Origin of the sequence: Eubacterium sp. AF36-5BH (genome assembly GCF_003460505.1) — a bacterium.
Taxonomy (GTDB): domain Bacteria; phylum Bacillota; class Clostridia; order Lachnospirales; family Lachnospiraceae; genus Eubacterium_G.
Genome location: NZ_QTVG01000004.1, coordinates 277704 through 296636, shown reverse-complemented (window position 1 = coordinate 296636; position 18933 = coordinate 277704). Strand labels below are relative to the sequence as shown.

21 protein-coding genes and 1 tRNA gene are annotated in these 18933 nt (G+C 34.1%); 4 read left to right on the top strand and 18 right to left on the bottom strand.

What is annotated here, in order from left to right:
• Positions 1-63 precede the first annotated feature (63 nt).
• The 7 genes from greA to DW006_RS05690 all read right to left on the bottom strand — a co-directional run bounded on the left by greA (position 64) and on the right by DW006_RS05690 (position 4915).
• The gene (gene greA, locus DW006_RS05720) at positions 64-552 is read right to left on the bottom strand and encodes a transcription elongation factor GreA (protein ID WP_022166261.1); all 489 of its coding nucleotides are present in this window, start codon (positions 550-552) and stop codon (positions 64-66) included.
• 89 nt (positions 553-641) lie between these two features.
• Complete coding sequence (dusB, locus tag DW006_RS05715; RefSeq protein WP_117999418.1) at positions 642-1595, bottom strand: tRNA dihydrouridine synthase DusB; 954 nt, start codon at positions 1593-1595, stop codon at positions 642-644.
• A 19-nt stretch (positions 1596-1614) separates the two neighbouring features.
• Positions 1615-2385 (bottom strand): type III pantothenate kinase, encoded by a 771-nt coding sequence (locus DW006_RS05710; protein WP_117999417.1) that lies wholly within the window; start codon positions 2383-2385, stop codon positions 1615-1617.
• Complete coding sequence (locus DW006_RS05705; RefSeq protein ID WP_117999416.1) at positions 2385-2714, bottom strand: DUF6145 family protein; 330 nt, start codon at positions 2712-2714, stop codon at positions 2385-2387. The genes DW006_RS05710 and DW006_RS05705 overlap by 1 nt, the downstream gene beginning before the upstream one ends.
• A gap of 182 nt (positions 2715-2896) precedes the next feature.
• Positions 2897-3811: an SPFH domain-containing protein gene (locus DW006_RS05700; RefSeq protein WP_022166265.1), complete on the bottom strand. Its 915-nt coding sequence runs from the start codon at positions 3809-3811 to the stop codon at positions 2897-2899.
• 21 nt (positions 3812-3832) lie between these two features.
• A complete protein-coding gene (locus tag DW006_RS05695; protein WP_117999415.1) occupies positions 3833-4261 on the bottom strand; it encodes an NfeD family protein in 429 nt (142 codons plus the stop codon).
• Between the two features lie 192 nt (positions 4262-4453).
• Complete coding sequence (locus DW006_RS05690; RefSeq protein WP_117999414.1) at positions 4454-4915, bottom strand: SH3 domain-containing protein; 462 nt, start codon at positions 4913-4915, stop codon at positions 4454-4456.
• 459 nt (positions 4916-5374) lie between these two features.
• Between DW006_RS05690 and DW006_RS05685 the strand changes: the two genes are divergently transcribed.
• Positions 5375-5914 carry a DUF6465 family protein gene (locus tag DW006_RS05685; RefSeq protein ID WP_117999413.1) on the top strand — a complete coding sequence of 180 codons (540 nt, stop codon included), beginning with the start codon at positions 5375-5377 and terminating at the stop codon, positions 5912-5914.
• 139 nt (positions 5915-6053) lie between these two features.
• On the opposite strand, the gene DW006_RS05680 is transcribed toward DW006_RS05685, so the two are convergent.
• The 7 genes from DW006_RS05680 to DW006_RS05650 form a co-directional block, all read right to left on the bottom strand.
• Positions 6054-6263 carry a DUF1858 domain-containing protein gene (locus tag DW006_RS05680; protein ID WP_022166269.1) on the bottom strand — a complete coding sequence of 70 codons (210 nt, stop codon included), beginning with the start codon at positions 6261-6263 and terminating at the stop codon, positions 6054-6056.
• A gap of 12 nt (positions 6264-6275) precedes the next feature.
• On the bottom strand, positions 6276-6797 hold the full coding sequence (locus DW006_RS05675; RefSeq protein ID WP_022166270.1) for a peptidylprolyl isomerase: 522 nt from the start codon (positions 6795-6797) through the stop codon (positions 6276-6278).
• A gap of 703 nt (positions 6798-7500) precedes the next feature.
• Entirely contained in the window at positions 7501-8514 is a 1014-nt protein-coding gene (locus DW006_RS05670; protein WP_022166271.1) for a calcium/sodium antiporter, read from the bottom strand.
• Between the two features lie 330 nt (positions 8515-8844).
• On the bottom strand, positions 8845-10938 hold the full coding sequence (locus tag DW006_RS05665) for a glutamine synthetase III (RefSeq protein ID WP_117999412.1): 2094 nt from the start codon (positions 10936-10938) through the stop codon (positions 8845-8847).
• Positions 10939-11202: 264 nt separating this feature from the next.
• The gene (locus tag DW006_RS05660; protein WP_022166273.1) at positions 11203-12147 is read right to left on the bottom strand and encodes a class B sortase; all 945 of its coding nucleotides are present in this window, start codon (positions 12145-12147) and stop codon (positions 11203-11205) included.
• A gap of 186 nt (positions 12148-12333) precedes the next feature.
• Positions 12334-13200, bottom strand: coding sequence for a class II fructose-1,6-bisphosphate aldolase (gene fba, locus DW006_RS05655; protein WP_022166274.1), 867 nt, complete (start codon positions 13198-13200; stop codon positions 12334-12336).
• 112 nt (positions 13201-13312) lie between these two features.
• Entirely contained in the window at positions 13313-14557 is a 1245-nt protein-coding gene (locus DW006_RS05650) for a 6-phosphofructokinase (protein WP_117999411.1), read from the bottom strand.
• Between the two features lie 131 nt (positions 14558-14688).
• Here DW006_RS05650 and DW006_RS12270 point away from each other — a divergent pair, with 131 nt between their 5' ends.
• Genes DW006_RS12270 through DW006_RS05635 form a run of 3 tightly spaced genes read left to right on the top strand, consistent with a single transcriptional unit; the run spans position 14689 to position 16060 of the window.
• Entirely contained in the window at positions 14689-15201 is a 513-nt protein-coding gene (locus DW006_RS12270; RefSeq protein WP_243002585.1) for a spore coat associated protein CotJA, read from the top strand.
• Entirely contained in the window at positions 15201-15458 is a 258-nt protein-coding gene (locus DW006_RS05640; protein ID WP_022166277.1) for a spore coat protein CotJB, read from the top strand. Before DW006_RS12270 ends, DW006_RS05640 begins: the two co-directional genes overlap by 1 nt.
• Positions 15458-16060, top strand: a complete 603-nt coding sequence (locus tag DW006_RS05635) for a manganese catalase family protein (protein ID WP_117999410.1) — start codon at positions 15458-15460, stop codon at positions 16058-16060. The genes DW006_RS05640 and DW006_RS05635 overlap by 1 nt, the downstream gene beginning before the upstream one ends.
• A gap of 211 nt (positions 16061-16271) precedes the next feature.
• Here DW006_RS05635 and DW006_RS05630 read toward each other — a convergent pair.
• From DW006_RS05630 to pflA, 4 genes are all read right to left on the bottom strand, one after another.
• Positions 16272-16344: transfer RNA gene (locus DW006_RS05630), tRNA-Gln, on the bottom strand.
• 57 nt (positions 16345-16401) lie between these two features.
• Entirely contained in the window at positions 16402-17706 is a 1305-nt protein-coding gene (locus tag DW006_RS05625; protein WP_117999409.1) for an ATP-binding protein, read from the bottom strand.
• Between the two features lie 198 nt (positions 17707-17904).
• Entirely contained in the window at positions 17905-18147 is a 243-nt protein-coding gene (gene grcA3 / locus DW006_RS05620) for an autonomous glycyl radical cofactor GrcA3 (protein ID WP_117999408.1), read from the bottom strand.
• Between the two features lie 12 nt (positions 18148-18159).
• Positions 18160-18927: a pyruvate formate-lyase-activating protein gene (pflA, locus tag DW006_RS05615; RefSeq protein WP_117999407.1), complete on the bottom strand. Its 768-nt coding sequence runs from the start codon at positions 18925-18927 to the stop codon at positions 18160-18162.
• Positions 18928-18933: the final 6 nt, after the last annotated feature.

The following is an 18933-nucleotide window of genomic DNA, read 5'->3' as shown; positions in this document are numbered from 1 at the left end:
TCTCTCCTCTGTTTTCGCAATTTAAAGCGCACCTGTAGTGCGCTCTTTATATTTTAAATATATTTATTTAGTCTTCTTAATTTCAAGAACTTTGTATTTTGAAACTGTTTCACCAATTTCAACTTCTACAACATCACCAACTTCGTGACCGATTAAAGCTGTTCCAATAGGTGATTCGTTTGAAATCTTGCCCTGTAAACTGTTAGTCTGTGTTGAACCAACAATGCTAAATTCAAGATCTTCATCATATTCAAAATCATGAATTACAATATGGCATCCAACACTAATCTTTGTATCATCAATATCATCTTCTCCAACAACTTCTACGTTCTTGAGGATTTTTTCGATTTCTTCGATACGAGCTTCAATATCTCTTTGTTCATCTTTTGCTGCATCATATTCAGCATTTTCTGATAAGTCACCCTGTTCTCTTGCTTCTTTAATCTTCTGAGCAACTTCTTTACGTTTATTTACCTTTAAATCTTCTAATTCAGCCTCAAGTTCCTGAAGACCTGCATAAGTAAGTATATTTTTCTTTGCATTATCTGCCATTATTGCTTCCTCCAATCAAATTTGTTCAAAGTTTTACACTTTATAATAACAAGAGCCTTTGCCATTGTCAACAAAAACCCCTTTATATATTACAATCTCTCGTTTATTAAGTCTTTTAATTCTTCATATGTTTCCATTGTGTTACACAATCTTCTTAATTCAGCAGAATGTGGCAAACCACCTGTGTACCAGGCTATATGTTTTCGCATTTCGTGAACTCCGGTATATTCACCTTTGTACTCCACAATAAGGTTGGCATGTTTTAAAATCATTTCCTTTACTTCCCCAGATGTTGGCTTGTCTATGTGCTTTCCTGTGTTTAAATACTCATTTATCTGTTTAAATATCCAAGGATTTCCTCTTGCTGCACGCCCAACCATAAGCCCGTCACACCCGGTATATTCTTTCATTGCTTTGGCATCTTCCGGTGTAAAAATATCACCATTTCCAATAACAGGTATATTAACCGCTTCTTTTACCTGTTTGATTGCATCCCAGTCAGCTTTTCCACTGTAGTATTGTTCCCTTGTACGCCCATGGACTGCAATGGCGGATACACCACAAGCTTCTGCAATTTTTGCAATTTCCGTTGCCTGTAGTTCTCCATCTTTAAAGCCTTTTCTTATTTTAATTGTTATGGGCTTAATGCTTTCCTTAACCATTTTTGTTAAAATTTCTTCAACAAGCTTTGGCTGAGTTAATAAATATGAACCTTCATGATTATTAACAATTTTAGGAACCGGACAGCCCATGTTAATATCAATAAAATCACAGGCTCCATAGGAAACTCTGCCTGCAATTTCTGCCATTATATCCGGATCTGAACCAAACAGCTGAATTCCTATTGGATGCTCATCTTCATCAATAGCAAGTAAATCTTTTGTTTTTTTATTGTTATATAAAATAGCCTTTGCGCTAACCATTTCAGAATATAAAATTCCGCATCCCTGCTCTTTACAAAGCAGACGAAATGGCAGGTCTGTTACGCCTGCCATTGGTCCTAACGCTAAAGGGTTTTGAATTTCAAGATTACCAATTTTCATTATTCTATCCCTTTATGAGTTATTTTTTATTCTTTTCGTATATAATTCGCATTCCCTGCAAAGTAAGTTCTTTATCATATACATCGATGCAGTCTGTGTTTTTGTATATAACATTTCCAAGACCACCTGTAGCAATAACTTTAAGGTCTTTTATTTTGCTTTCTTCCTTAATCTTATTGACAATATATTCAGTCTGACCTATATAACCATACACAATTCCTGCCTGCATGTTAGTGATTATGTCTTTTCCTAAAATAGAGTCAGGTTTTTTGATTTCAACTTCAGGAAGTTTTGCTGTTCCATCCCATAATGCTTTTGCACATATTTGAATTCCTGGTGAAATAACACCAGCTTCTAATGTACCGTTTTCGCTTATAAGGTCATAAGTTGTGGCTGTGCCAAAATCAATTACAATACATGGACCGCCATACAACTCATAAGCTGCAACAGCATCTACAATTCTGTCTGCTCCTACTTCTCTTGGATCAGTTCTGTTGATTTTTATTCCTGTTTTTGTGCCAACTCCTACAATAATAGGTTTGATTCCAAAATACTTTATTATACCACTGTTTAGTGAATACATTACTTTTGGAACAACAGAGGCAATTATTACATCGCTTATGGATGAAATGTCTATGCCTTTTCTCACTATCATTTCAGCAATCAATGAACCATATTCATCTGATGTTCTTGCTGACTGAGTCTTAAGTCGCAAATTTGCAAAAACTTTATCTCCTTTAAATAATCCCAATGTGATATTTGTATTTCCTACATCTACTGTTAGTAACATTATTCCGTTTCTCCTAAAACAAACACTTTATAGTACATTTCAAGAGCTTCTAAAAGCTCTCTTTTCTCTAATTGAATCTGATGAATCTTCAATCCGCTTCCGATTTCATCGTATAGCAAGTCGCCCTCGTCAGCCTGAGTTATAAGCTGCAGGTAACCATCTTCATCATATTCAACTATCAGTGTTCCACCTACCTCTTCAGTAAACATAACACACATAATTTGTAATTCCTGTTTTACCTGTTCCGGTAAATTGTTAAATTTAGGATTCAAATAATATTTTTTTTCATAGGAATTTGCCCCACACAAAACTCTATCTTCATTGTACATAATATTTTCACCTGTTTTATTTTTGCTTAATATCAGGGCATATCTTACATTAAAATACATTACTTTTCAAGTATTCTTTAACATCAAATATGCCCCAAGTATTATAACTAAACTTTAATAATCTGAATTTTCATAACTCTACATTATATTAAGTTTTTAATTTTTCTGATTTCTACATAATATTATTCTTTAATAACTTCTGCAAGTGCTTTTACGCTTCCTGCAATTCCCTGAATATCTGATGGGATAATAATCTTTGTAGCCTGACCATCTGCTGCTGCGGCAAAGGCTTCTAAACTCTTCATTGTAAGAACAGCTTCATCTGCTCCTGCTTCCTTAATTACCTTAATACCATCAGCTGTAGCCTGCTGCACCTTCAAAATAGCCTGGGCTTCACCCTCAGCTTCAAGAATCTTCTTCTGCTTCTCAGCGTCAGCCTTAAGAACTGCTGCTTCCTTGTCAGCCTGAGCATTTAAGATTGCTGCTTCTTTCTTACCTTCTGCAATAAGAACCGCTGACTTCTTCTCACCTTCAGCTCTAAGAATCTGTTCACGTTTCTCACGTTCGGCACGCATCTGTTTTTCCATTGCTTCCTGAATATCTCTTGGTGGAATAATGTTCTTAAGTTCGACTCTGTTTACCTTAATTCCCCATGGATCAGTTGCAACATCTAATTCTGTACGCATTTTTGCATTTATTGTTTCTCTTGATGTAAGTGTTTCATCAAGTTCCAAATCACCCACAATATTTCTAAGTGTTGTTGCTGTAAGTGACTTAATTGCCACTATTGGATTTTCAACACCGTAAGCATATAACTTTGGATCTGTAATCTGATAGAAAATAATAGTATCAATCTGCATTGTTACATTATCTCTTGTAATAACAGGCTGTGGTTCAAAGTCTGCAACCTGTTCCTTTAAATTAACTCTTCTTGATATTCTATCAAGAAAAGGCACCTTAAAGTGAATTCCTACAGACCATGTTTCTTTGTATACGCCTAATCTTTCAATAACATATGAATGTGCCTGTGGTACAATCTTTACACATGTTGATGTGACAACAATTGCCAACACTATAACTACTAATAAAATTTCCATTTTTCTCCTCCTTATTTATATCTACTTTTTAATTTTCACAATAGCCTTAACACCCTCAATGGCTACAACTTCAACTAATGTGTTTTCCGGTATTATATCTTCATTAACGCTTCTGGCTGTCCATTCCATTCCGTCAATAAGAACCATTCCTTTTGCATTAATATTGTCTATTTCAGAAATAACTTTTCCGTTCTTTCCTTCCATTGATTCCACATTAGTCCTCTCGGCTTTGTTATTAATGTACTTTACCGCAATAGGTCTAAGCACTAACAATACGATTACCGTAACAACTATAAAAACAATTGCCTGAATAATCCAGTTCCCGGTAAACAATGATGTAACACAGGCAGCCAAAGCTCCAATTGCAAACCATATACAGGTCATTCCAAGGGAAATCAACTCCAGTGCCGCAAAAACTACAAACACTATTAACCATCCAATATAATTCATACGCCCTCCTTTTCTATATTTAACTGTTAGTTACATTTCTCTTACGGTCACAATGTCTACATTATATTATGTATAAATTCCCAATATAATGTGTTTATCTTTTGTAACCATAATATTTGTTCAGTTAAAGAGCATTATAGCATTTGTGATAAAAAAAAGAAATCCCATTATAAAGGATTTCTTAAATGTATTTTATTTAAACTGTACATATTCCTGTTTTACATATCCATTATTGCCATTATAGTCAATTTCTATCCATTCACCGTCTTCTGCAATAATATCAAATTCATCTCCCTGCTCAGCGATTCCCAATGCCTCCGAATCTTCTGTGGCATCCTTTCTAACATTCAAAATATCAGTATTAATAACTATCTTAGAGCCTGTTGTGTTTTCAGTTTCAATATGTGTGTCCTCTACTGTTGCATCATTTCTATCAACTGCCGCTACTTTTTGCTCATCCTTATTTTTCACATCAATTGATTCTTTCTCACTAACAACCAACTGAGAGCTGTCTACTAAAACAATCTTGTCATTTCTTCCAATTACTGATGCGATTGTAATAATGGAAGCTATTGCAAATACTGCAATATAAAATATTCTATTTCTATGTATGTACAACTGTTTCTTTAATTCTTCTTTATTATTTATGTTCATCCTATTAACACCCAAACTAATCTATCTAATGCTTTAACAAATGTAGTCACTTACAATTAGTATTTATATAGAAATTGTATATCTTTAATTTAATAATTCATTTTTGTTACATATGTTAAATTTGTGCTCGTCATCTGTAATAAAATTTTAACAATTTTTCGACATAGTGTCAATGAAATATCTACGTTTTTCTTCCTATATACATAAACTCCCAATCTTCCTTATAATCTTTTATTTGTCCACATATATATTATTTTTAACTTTTATTTCCATAATTTTATTACGAAAATATTCGCTTTTTTTGGCAAATGTTACAAACTTCAAGGTAAATCGTTGCATAATTTATTTAGTAGATGTATGATATTTGCGTGAAAGACAATTAAATTAGGGTTGATATATACTAATACATTAATACATGACTTGATTCACCCTGGTTAAATTCAAGGAGGATTATTTATTATGGCAACTAAAAAGGGAAACACAATCAGTACAAAAGCAGCTGAAACTAAAGCAGAACCAAAGCAGGTTACTGTTTCTTCAATATTAAACGCAGAAGCAGAAAAGAAAACTACTGCTAAAGCTACTACAGAGAAGAAGGTTGTTGCTACTGAAGCAAAAAAAGTTACTGAAACAAAGAAGACTACTGCAGAAGCAAAGAAATCTCCAGCTAAGAAAGCTGAAGAAACAAAAGCAACTGCTAAGAAGGTTGAAGAGCCTAAGAAAACAGTTACAAAGAAAGCTACAACAACAGAAAAGAAAGCTACTAAGACTACAGCTAAGAAAACAGCAGCTAAAAAGACTACTAAAAAAGAGTCAAACTTATATGTTCAGTTCCAGGGAATGGAATTTGATGCTAAGCAGATTGAAGAAGCTGTAAAGGCTGACTTCAAAGCAAAAAATAAAAAGAGAACAATAAATTCAGTTTCTATTTATGTAAAACCTGAAGATATGAAAGCATACTATGTTATCGATGGCATTATCGGTGATGTTGCTTTATAGGATTTAATTAAGAATCCATAAAAAATAGTTCCAAATGATATTGTTACATACAAAACAAATATCTTTGGAACTATTTTTTTGCAATTATTTTTTAAAAATTATTCTTTTTTGTACCAACTCATCTATAGTGGTACGTCTTCTATTCTTTGACATTTTCTACAAAGTCATTTAATTTCTTTGCTAAAGCGTCTGCATCTAGTCCATGTACCAAACATGCTTCCTCTAAAGATTCTCCCTGAGCAGATGGACAGCCCACACAATGCATTCCCTCACTTAATAGAATTGGTATACATCCCATGTGAATGTCAATTATATCTGAAATAATCATATCTTTTGTTATTCTAGCCATTGAAATCCTCCATTACATCTTTTCAGGTTCAGGATAGTCCTGACCGAAAGTTTCAACTGTAACTTTTTTCATTTTCTGTTCTTCTAAAGGCTTATCCATATAATCTGTTGCAACTGCTGCAATCTTATCAATAATATCTTCACCTTCTACAACTTTTCCAAAAGCTGCATACTGACCATCAAGATGTGGTGATGTTTCATGCATAATAAAGAACTGTGACCCTGCTGAATTTGGTTCCATTGTTCTTGCCATTGAAAGAACACCCTTTGTATGCTTTAAGTCATTTGCAAAACCATTATATGAAAATTCACCCTTAATAGAATATCCAGGTCCACCTACACCTGTTCCCTGTGGATCTCCACCCTGAATCATAAAACCTCTGATTACTCTGTGGAAAATTACTCCATCATAAAAACCTTTGTTTACTAAGCTTATAAAGTTATTTACTGTATTTGGAGCGATTTCAGGATATAATTCAGCCTTCATTACGTCTCCGTTTTCCATTTCGATTGTTACTATTGGATTCTGTGCCATTTTTCTCGTTCCTTTCTATTAAAATATTCTAAGTGCCAGACTTTATATTGCCCTGACAACCATTTTCTTATTTTGTCCAAAATTAAATTTCGGATTTCTAAATATTCTAACACATTTATTTTCACAGTACAACTTGCCTCTTTTCCAATATGAAACTTGCCTCTTTTTCAATATAAAACTCGTCTTTTATTCTTAATAATGTAGCGCTTTTACGTACCGGCATAATTTACTTTTTCTTACATTGTAGCGGTGCATATAGTAGCAAAAGATACATTCCTTTTTGTAGAGACGCACTTACTCAATAACTGTTTACATTTCGTGCAGAAATTCAGCTATAGGAACACGTATTTTACGTTGAAACAATTTTAGTTTTCTTTTTTACACCTTGTTCATAATTTCTTTACATCGAAAACACTCTTTTTTCACGTTTTCAAATTATTATATAAACATAAACAAAAGTTGCTATACATTTTGTTTATGTTTTTTCATAATTTTTTTGGATCGGATTTATCCGATTCCCTCCCTTTTTTATTATTAGAATATATTTGCGGAAAGGATGCAGAGATGCATCCTTTTTGCTGTCTAAAAAAAGACCACAGATTTGTTTTCAATTAATCTTCAAATGAACTCGCTGGCAAATGTTAGATTGTTATATCTAACTTCTTGTGAAAAATTCATTTCCAACAAATCTGTGATCTTTTACTTACGCCATATATTGTCTGCAAATAATATATGCCATGTATAAACAATAAATAAAGATTAGTAATATACCTTCTTTTCTTTCAATCTTCTTACTTGTAATTGCCACTACATAAACTATCACTGCCACAAGTAGTGCTACAACCGCATCAATCGCATTATTTAAAGTAACTGTTACAGGTGATATTGTAGCCGAAACGCCTAACACCAATAAAATGTTTGATATGTTAGAGCCAACTACATTTCCCACTGCCAAATCTGCTTCTCCTTTTTTCGCAGCAACGGCTGATGTAACAAGCTCAGGTAAAGATGTTCCCATTGCTACTACTGTAAGACCTACTAATGTTTCGCTCATACCTACCGCCAATGCAAGACTTTTGGCACAATCTACAACTACCTCTCCACCTACAACAATTGCTACTATACCACCAAGAATAAACCAAACACATTTGGACTTAGACATTAGAATATCTCCATCATCGCCCTGTGTTCTTTCTCTTAAAGCATAAGAAATTGTCCATGCAATAAAACCTACAAACAGTAACAACAATAATATGCCGTCTATTCGTCCAACAGACCCTACTGTAGCATTTCCGTTTGAAAATTTAAGCAAATTCACATTTCCGATTATATCTCCAAACCACAATGCATCTCCTAATAAAAATATCAATATAAGGGAAATTATGGCTAAAAATGGGAACTCTCTCTTCAATATAGACTGTTTCACCTTAATGCTTGCAAAAAGAGCTGTTACACCCAAAACCATTAAAAGGTTAAATGTATTTGAACCGTCAACATTACTTACTGCAATAGCATTAGAGCCTTTTGCTGAAGCAAATGAACTTACGGCAAGTTCAGGTAGCGATGTTCCCACCGCAACAATTGTAAGTCCCACTACAATTGATGGAACTTTCAATCTTCTGGCAACTGCCACGCTTCCATCTACGAAAAAATCAGCCCCTTTAATAAGGAATAAAAATCCTACTAATAACAATAGAATATCCAATATTACTTTCATCTTTAATTTTCTCTCCTTAATCCCACTTTTAATATTGCGGGCTTTTACTTATTATCTTTTTACGAATAAATACTATTCTATACAATTATGCAAAACAACGCAAGAAAAATGTAGCAAGGGACATTTCTTGTTAAACCAAAAGAATGTCGCTTGGGGCATTCTACGCGCCTAGCGCGTGTTGCTTTAGCAACATTTTTCATTTTGTGCTAGTGTGCATCCATAGTGAAACGTTTTTATGTAATAAGAAATTCTGAAAGAATTTCTTATTACATAAAAAGAGCTTGCGATAAAAATCGCAAACTCCTTTTGAGGTTTTATTATAAATAGTAATTATAATTCAAATACTAAATCACCGTATGTAGGCATTGGCCATTCTTCTTTTGGCATAACTACTTCAAGTTCATCAGCCGGTTTTCTAAGTTCAGCCATTGCTTCCATAACTTCATCTTTGTAAGCAACTGCAACTGCCTGTGCATCTCCTGCGTTTGCAGCTTTTTCTGTTACTTCTGACAAGTTCTTAACTGCCTTCTTCATTTCAGCTAATTTTGCTGTAGCATCTGCTAACATTTCTGCCTGAATTGTTGCATCTACACCAGCTTCTTTTACTGCTAAAACAGTATCTGCAAGTTCTTTTGTATATTTAACTGTTGCAGGAATAATTAACTTGTTAGCCATATCTACCATTGTTAATGCTTCAATATTTCTAACACCTGCATACTGTTCAAATAAGATTTCCTTTCTTGCTGCTAATTCAGCCTTAGAAAGAATACCAAACTTACCATACATTTCAATTGTTGTATCATCTAATAATGCAGGTATTGCATCAACAATAGATTTGCAGTTTGGAAGACCTCTCTTTTCAGCTTCAACCGGCCATTCTTCTGAATATCCGTTTCCGTTGAAGATAATTCTCTGATGTTCTCTCATTAACTTAGCTGTGTATTCTGTAACTGCTGTTTCGAAATCATCAGCCTTGCTTAACACTTCAACAGCTTTTTCAAACTGTTCAGCCATCATTGCGTTAAGAACTGTATTTACATCACCAATTGTGTTTGATGAAGCAACCATTCTAAATTCAAATCTGTTACCTGTAAATGCGAATGGTGATGTTCTGTTTCTATCTGTAGGATCCTTCTCAAGTTTTGGAAGTTTCTTAATACCAAAATCAATTTCTCCTGATGAAAGACTTGATGTAGCTTCACCATTTTTAATAATCTGATCTACAACGTCTCCAACCTGATCTCCTAAGTACATTGAGATAATTGCAGGTGGTGCTTCATTAGCTCCTAATCTGTGGTCATTACCTGTATTTGAAGCTGCTAATCTTAAAAGAACTGCATGTGCGTCAACAGCTGCCATTGTACAAGCTAATACTAACTGGAATAATGAGTTATTTTCAGGTTTTTTTCCAGGTTTAAATAAGTTAATTCCATCATCAGTTGTAAGTGACCAGTTGTTGTGCTTACCTGAACCGTTGATTCCATCAAATGGTTTTTCATGAAGTAAGCAAATTAAGCCATGCTGTCTTGCTGTTTTCTTTAAAATATCCATTACTAAAAGGTTGTTATCTAAAGCAACATTTGAAATTGAAAAGATTGGGGCAATTTCAAACTGTCCTGGAGCAACCTCGCAATGTTCTGTTTTTGCTGTGATTCCTAACTTCCATAATTTCGCATCTATGTCTTCCATGAATGCTTTTACTCTTGGAGGAATTGCGCCAAAATACTGATCGTCCATTTCCTGTCCCTTAGGAGCAGGTGCTCCAAATAATGTACGTCCTGAGTAAATTAAGTCAGGTCTCTTCAAATATTTTTCCTTATCCACAAGGAAGTATTCCTGTTCAGGTCCAACATATGAGTAAATTCTCTTTGTGTTTTCATTTCCAAATAATCTCATAAGTCTTACACCTTGCTTACTTACTGCATGCATTGCCTTAAGAAGTGGTGTCTTTGTGTCAAGTGATTCACCTGTATATGAGCAAAAAGCTGTCGGTATACAAAGTGTATCTTCTTTAATGTAAACAGGAGATGTAATGTCCCATGCTGTATATCCTCTTGCTCCACATGTTTCTCTAAGTCCACCTGAAGGGAATGAAGAAGCATCAGGTTCTCCCATTAATAATTCTTTTCCTGTAAATGTATTTTCAATTTTTCCATCAACTGGTACTGATGCAAATGAATCATGTTTTTCAGCTCCTACTGAAATAACATATGGTTGAAATACATGTGTATAGTGTGTAGCACCTTTTTCCAATGCCCATTCTTTCATAGCCTGAGCAACAACATCTGCCAAATCTTCTGTTATTTCTCCACCTTCATGCATAAGAGTTTTAACTCTCTCAAAATCACTTTTAGGTAAGCGAACTTTCATAACTGAGTCGTCAAATACGTTTTCTCCAAATACTTTTTCAATATTAACTCCCATAGTTTTCTGTTCCTTTCTCTACTAACATATTTCTTCCGCTATTTTAATTAACCCAAAAGAAAAAGGCACTTCTCCAAATATTCATTTTGAAGAACGCCCTTGTCCTTAATCTCATTCAGCGGTGAGGTCTCCCTCATTCGCAGACTAATCTACATCATATCTTTATAAAAATCAATAGCATCAAGGTATTTATCTAATTATTTAAACCTTTTTCTTAATTAAATTAAGTTTACCCCTTATTTTTACATATTTTTACAACTTTTGCTAATCTACTACCTCTTCTCCTCTATACATACAAACAATCTGTCTGTTGCCATAATCGTCTACACAGGTAGAGCACATTATAATCTTATCATCCACTCCCGGAATGCCATAATCAAATTTCTGACTGCTTTTTCCAGCTACTAAATTAATCCATTTTTGGAAAGCAACATCATCATCAAAGCCGTACTTATAAACATCTTCATTGTTATCTTTTGCAGTAAATGTTGAAAAAACATAATATAGATAATGTTTATAGCCAACGTATATATCAAATATCTGGTGTGCCTTAGCAAACTTGCTCTCTCTAAAACTCATTAGTCCTTTAAACATTGAGCCGTCAAGCATGTTATGACCGTACAAAATACACATTTTGCCATCAAGACCTGCCGTTCTATAGTCAAGGAATATGGCACCGGCGCCATTTGATATTTTGTCTGAACCTTTTTTTAAATAAAAGTCATTATCACTATGTTCTACTATTGGATACTGTATTCTTGTTCCATCTAATTTAATGTAACCTCTTGCTTCATCGTTGTACTGCAACATTGCTTTGTAATCCCAAACCCATGTTGTAAGAGATGAAGAATATTCACTTTTATTTTTCTTTTTTTTGGTTTTCTTATTTTCAGTCTTCTGTGTGAACATTTTGTTTATTTCTGCGTACTTTGCCTCATCCTCTTTGTAATTCAAATAAGAATCCGTAAGGCTGTATGATGCATAAATAAGCACTGCTGCCGCACACACTAAAGCAACGTACCTGATAATGTTATAAGCTCGATTTGAAAGTTTCAGTTTTTTGCCTGTCTTCTTTCTTTCAGTTATATCTTCCACATTTTTCTTATCATCATTATTTGTTGTTTCATTCATGTCTTCAATGTTTTTCTTATCAGTATTATTCTGTTGTTTTTTATTTAATTCATCTTTTTTCTTATCTCTATTTTCCACAGCTTTGTCTTCCTTCTAAATATACTTATTTAAGTATAAAATTATTAGCATAAAAAGGCAAGTATATCCATAGTGGAACGTTTTTTCTGTAATAGGAAATTCTTTCAGAATTTCCTATTACAGAAAAAAACAACCGGGATGCAACATCCCAGTTGTTTTTTAATAAAATATGTTATTTTATATTAATTATTCAGCTTTTCCTACTGAACCGAAAAGTTCCATCTTTTCTTTTACAGTTGCCTTAATAGCTTCTGCACCTGGAGCAAGAAGTTTTCTAGGATCGAATCCCTTTCCTTCTAAGTCTTTTCCAGCTTCAATATATTTTCTTGTTGCATCAGCAAATGATAACTGACATTCTGTGTTTACGTTAATCTTTGATACTCCAAGATCAATAGCCTTCTTAATCATATCTTCAGGGATACCTGTACCACCATGAAGAACTAATGGCATAACTCCTGTCTTAGCCTGAATAGCATCAAGAGTTTCAAAGCTAAGTCCTTCCCAGTTGTCTGGGTATTTTCCATGGATGTTACCAATACCTGCTGCAAGCATATCAACACCAAGGTCTGCTACTGCTTTACATTCATCAGGATCTGCACATTCGCCTCTACCGATAACTCCGTCTTCTTCACCACCAATTGAACCAACTTCAGCTTCAATTGACATATCCATGTTATGAGCTACTGATACTAATTCCTTAGTCTTTGCAATGTTTTCTTCGATTGGATAATGTGAACCATCAAACATAATTGATGTAAATCCAGCTTTAATACACTTGTAGCATCCTTCGTATGAACCATGGTCTAAGTGAAGAGCTACAGGAACTGTAATTCCTAATTCTTCATCCATAGCCTTAACCATAGCTGCAACTGTCTTAAATCCAGTCATGTACTTTCCAGCGCCTTCAGATACTCCTAAAATAACAGGGCTCTTTAATTCTTCTGCTGTTAAAAGAATTGACTTTGTCCATTCAAGGTTGTTGATGTTGAACTGTCCAACAGCATAGTGTCCTGCTTTTGCTTTTTCTAACATTTCTTTAGCTGATACTAACATAATGTACCTCCATATAATCTTATACTTTATTGTTAAATTTTAAACAACTAACTTTAGTATACCCCATTTTATCCTAATTGCCAACATTATTTTGCACTATTTTTGCACTATGTTACTTGTCATTCATATTAGGGAACAAATGCGATATGTCCAAATAATCAGGGATTCCTCTCTGATATTTTACAACAGGCTCTCCTAAAATAAGAGGATATGCGTAATCTATAAATTCCTGAGTTACATCATTGCCTCTAGCGTTAATCCATTCTCTAGGCACATGTTTTACAAGACCTGCAACATTCTGTACAGGTGTGTCAGACATTGTAACACAATATGGATCGTTTGCCTTTCTAATGGCTGTAACCATAACACCTGTTTTTCCTTCTATGGAAATATTAATAGCATGTCTTCCTAATCTGAAAGCTTCTCCTATATCAGTAATAGATGACATATGGGCGGCGCTTCTTTGAAGAATGTTAATTTCAACAGAACGCACCTTAACCTGTATATTCTGCTTAATAATATATTCCAAACACTTGCCTGTACCACTAAGCTGGCTGTGACCAAATGTATCTTCCACTGCTGTTGTAGCACTAACGTACTTGCCATTTGCATCTTTTATACCTTCAGATACAGCAATTACAACGTTATTGTATTTCTCCATTGCAGCCTTAACGTCTTCAATAAATTCTTCTTCCACAAAAGGAACTTCCGGAAGATAAATTAAGTGTGGTGCAAAATTATATTTGTTTCTGGCTAATACCGATGCACCTGTAAGCCAACCAGCGTCACGTCCCATAATTTCTACAATTGTAACACTTTTAATTGGGTAAATTGAAGTATCATGACCTATTTCTAATAATGTAGATGCTACATATTTAGCGGCTGAACCGTACCCTGGCGTATGGTCTGTAACACACAAGTCATTATCAATTGTCTTTGGAATTCCAATAATTTTAATATTGTTTCCAATTGTCTTTGCATACTGACTTAATTTGTCTACAGTATCCATTGAATCATTACCACCAATATAGAAAAATGCATCTATTTCATATTCCTTAAATTTCTTAAAAATATATGCGTATGGTGCATCATCTTCCTCATAATGTGGAAGCTGATATCTACATGAACCTAGGTACATAGAAGGTGATTTCTTAAGTAATTCTATGAACATAGGTGTTTCCTCAACTTTTTTAGTCAAATCCATAAGTCGTCCATTTAGTAACCCCTGAACTCCATTAAGAGAGCCATATACTGTTTTAAACTCTTTGCTGTCAATTGCACCCTGTATAACACCGGCAAGGCTGGCATTAATAGCTACTGTTGGTCCACCTGACTGAGCAACTAAACAATTTCTCATTTGATTTCCTCCGATAAATTAATTCCATATAAGTATACCCCAGTTTTCACCAAAAACCAACATCAATATTTAGAACAACAGTCAAAAAATTGCATACCTTATTATTGTAAAATAAAAAAAGGATGTAAATAATGAATTGTACAATGAATAGAAACTGCAATTGCAGTGGCAATACTATGTCCGGTTGCGGTCGCTCATGCAACATGTCCGGTGGTAATCGTCCTAATAACATGTCGGGTTTTGGTTGTTCTAATAATGCTACGCAAGGTTGTGGATGTTCCAATAATACTACGCAAAGCTGTGGTCCCTTAGGAAATAATTCTAATAACATGAGTCGTAATGGTTCAGCCAACAGTTCTAATAATTGCAGTTGTATGAATAATAACCGTAATATGACAGCAAACGGGAATTCAAGAAATAGTTCTTCAGGTAATATTTGTGGTTGTAAAAGAGCCGGCGGTTGTGGCTGTATGAAAACTGACGGTTGCGATATAGGCACAGAGCATGTGGACCATATGGCTCCCGGTATGTGTTATGTTCCATGGCAGAAATGGGAAGACATTTATTCTCCAGAAGAAGGATTTGCCAGAGGCACAATATTTGCTCAACTTGACAAGTCATATATAGGAAGGAAGTGTAAATAATGAAATGCGATAAAAAATCATTAATGAAAATTATTACTCAAACCAGTTTTGCACTTGACGACACAAGACTGTTTTTAGACACACATCCCAACTGTCAGGAGGCTATCATGTTTTATAACAAAGTGCAAAAAACAAGGGAGAGTGCATGGCGAGAATATGTTGATAACTTTGGTCCGCTTACTTTTTACGAAGTAAATGATGAAGATTACTGGCAATGGAATAAAGGCGATATGCCTTGGGAAGGAGGTAGTTGCTAATGTATGTATATGAAAAAAGACTGCAATGCCCTGTTAATATAAAAATAAGAAATCCTCAAACTGCCCAGTTCATACTCAGCCAGTATGGTGGTCCTGATGGTGAGGCTAGCGCAGCGTTCAGATATATGTCTCAGAAATTCACTTTTAAAAATCCTAGAGTTGCAGGACTTTTAAATGATATAGCATGTGAAGAACTTTCACACCTTGAAATAGTGGGAACTATCGTTCACCAGCTTGTTAAGGACTTACCTTGCGATGAAGTTGACACAGCCGGATTTGAAAAATACTACGTGGATCATACTCTTGGCGTATGGCCTCAATCTGCCGGTGGTGTGCCTTTCACAGCTACTGAATTTCAGTCATCAGGAGATCCTATTGCTGACTTAGTAGAGGATATGGCTGCCGAACAGAAAGCAAGAAAAACATACGATAACATTTTATCTTTGGTAAAAGATTGCGAAGTTGCTGATCCAATTAAATTTTTAAGAAAAAGAGAAATCGTTCATTTCCAAAGATTTGGTGAAGCTCTCAGAATGGTTACTGAAGAAATGGATAAAAAGAATTTCTACGCAGTTAATCCTAGCAGTTGTATAAAAAGATAAGCTATAAATTAATTTTCAAACTATAAACTGCATAAAAAGATAAGTAGTAAATTAACTTTCAAAGTCATAAGATGTATAAATATAATGGTATAATCTAGTTTAAGTTCATATTATATGAACTATAACGGTTCTAAGTTTTGCGTTTCAGTAAAGCTTAGAGCCTTTTTTTATTGCACAAAAAACCACATGAACTTAATCATGTGGTTTAAAACTGGCCCACAAGGATTCGAACCTTGAAAATGCTGGAGTCAGAGTCCAGTGCCTTACCATTTGGCGATGGGCCAATGTCTCGCGACAGAGAGTATATTATCACAATGTTGGAAACAATGCAAGCACTTTTTTTATTTTTTTTCTTGTCCTGCTAAATAATTTGCAAATTGCTGTGCTGTTCTGCCTGAAATTCCACCATGGCTAAGTTCCCACTTGTTTGCTTCTGCCTTAATTTCGTCATCAGAAAGCTCAACGCCTAAACGTCTACACAACTGAATTGCAATTTCAAAATATTCTTTTTGGCTCGGTTTAGAATAATTAATTGTCACACCAAATCTGTTAACCAATGATAATTTTTCTTCCATTGTATCTGATTTGTGTATACCATTATCAACCTGAACATCGCTTCTGTCGTTCCATGTTTCTTTTATTAAATGACGTCTGTTTGATGTAGCATATATTAAAATATTTTCAGGTTTTGTTTCCACGCCACCTTCAATAACAGCTTTTAAGAATTTATATTCAATTTCAAATTCTTCAAATGATAAATCATCCATATAAATAATAAACTTGTAATTTCTGTTTTTTATTGCGGCTATTACATTAGATAAGTCCTTAAACTGATGCTTGTATATTTCAATCATTCGAAGTCCCTTGTCGTAATACTGATTAACAATAGCTTTAATACTTGTTGACTTACCTGTACCACTATCACCAAATAAAAGACAGTTATTTGCCTTTCTTCCTTCTACAAAAGCTTCTGTGTTATCAACAAGCTTTTTCTTTTGAATTTCATAGCCCACTAAATCATCAAGCATTACCCTATCCATATTGTTAATTGCATGGAATTTGAAAGGAACAGTATCTGTTATTCTGAAAGCCTTATTTAAGCCGAACATTCCAACACCATAGTCTTTATAGAAATTTGTAACATGCTCAAAAAATTCTTTTTCATCTTTTGACTGCTCAAGTCTCTTACTTAGTGTTCTTACTTTTTCGCTTACATTTTTGTTATACATTAATTCAGGTTTACCAATTGCCTTATAATTTGATAACTGTTTAAAGCAATCAATTCCTAAATCTTCCTCCATTGGTGCAAAATCATAATCGAATAAAGCTTTAAACTGTTTAAAATCATTTTCAGCAAAATGATTTACACTTCCATTATTTGCACCAATTTTTTCACAAGTTAAGCTAAAAGGATTTTCATCTGTTATTAACAAATATGTAAGATAATTGTGCCATAAATTATCATCAAAGCCATAATCTGTTGACACTTCTAAAATTCTTTTAACCTGACAATATAATTCGGTGATAATTTCATCTTTCTTATAATCTGTTTCCTTATATTTTCTTATAATATCACTCAATTTCATTAAAATTGAATCTTTATCCATATCACCATATATAATTAATTTTGATACAATATTATACATTTCTTCGCCTCATTCTTTTCTATTGATTTAGATATATTTATTACACCCAATACCCCATATGTATATCTTCTCTTGACTATAGATAGATAAATACATACATATATTTTTATTATATACTTAAAGTAATAGAGGTCAGCATACGCCGACCTCTTTACACTAATACGCATCTTCGCAAATACGTACATATTAAACTGCTATTTATAGACTTCCGTGGAATGTTCTACTAATAACATCATCCTGCTGTTCTTTTGTTAACTTAATGAAGTTTACAGCATATCCTGATACACGGATTGTAAGCTGAGGATAGTTTTCTGGATGTTTCTGAGCATCTAATAATGTATCTCTGTTTAATACATTAACGTTAAGATGATATCCTCCTTCTTCTGCATATCCGTCTATTAAAGAAACTAAATTATCAACCTGTTTTGCACTTGCTGCCATTTTAATTACCTCCTATTTCTCTTTTTCTAATAGTTTAATTCTAGATTCTCTGAATCCCTCAAGCACTATTTTCTTTGCAGCCAACGCCATCTCTTTTGTGGCTGGCTCTATATTTTCCAATGGATATTCAATACCTAGTTCCTTGTACTTTTTCTTTGCCATATCATGGTAAGGCAAAATATCTAATGCTTTTACCATCTTTAACTGACCAATAAAAAGTCCAAGTTCATATAAATATTTCTTATTAATAGTTATATGTGGAACTACAACATGTCTTATCCAAATCTTTATGCCTTTTTTATCTAGGTAACGGGCAAAGGCTAAAATATTATCATTTGGCTGTTTACATAATTTCTTATGTTCTTCCGGATCAATATGTTTAATATCCAGCATAACCAAATCCGTTACCGCCAGTAGTCTGTCTACCTTTTTCAGATATTCCGGATCATCAGGTTTAAAAGTTACACCTGATGTATCCAGACAGGTATTAATTCCTCTTCGGTGTGATTCTTCAAACAGTTCTGTTAAGAAGTCTATCTGTACCATTGGTTCTCCACCTGTTGCAGTGATTCCACCGGTTTTATAAAAAGGACGTTTCTTCTCATACTGTTCAAGAATTTCATCTACTGTCATCTCTGTTCCACCTGCCATTGACCATGTGTCCGGATTATGACAATATGCACATCTCATAGGACATCCCTTAAAGAAAACTACAAATCTTACTCCTGGTCCATCTACTGTTCCACAACTTTCAATTGAATGAATTATTCCTGTTGTCATTCTGAA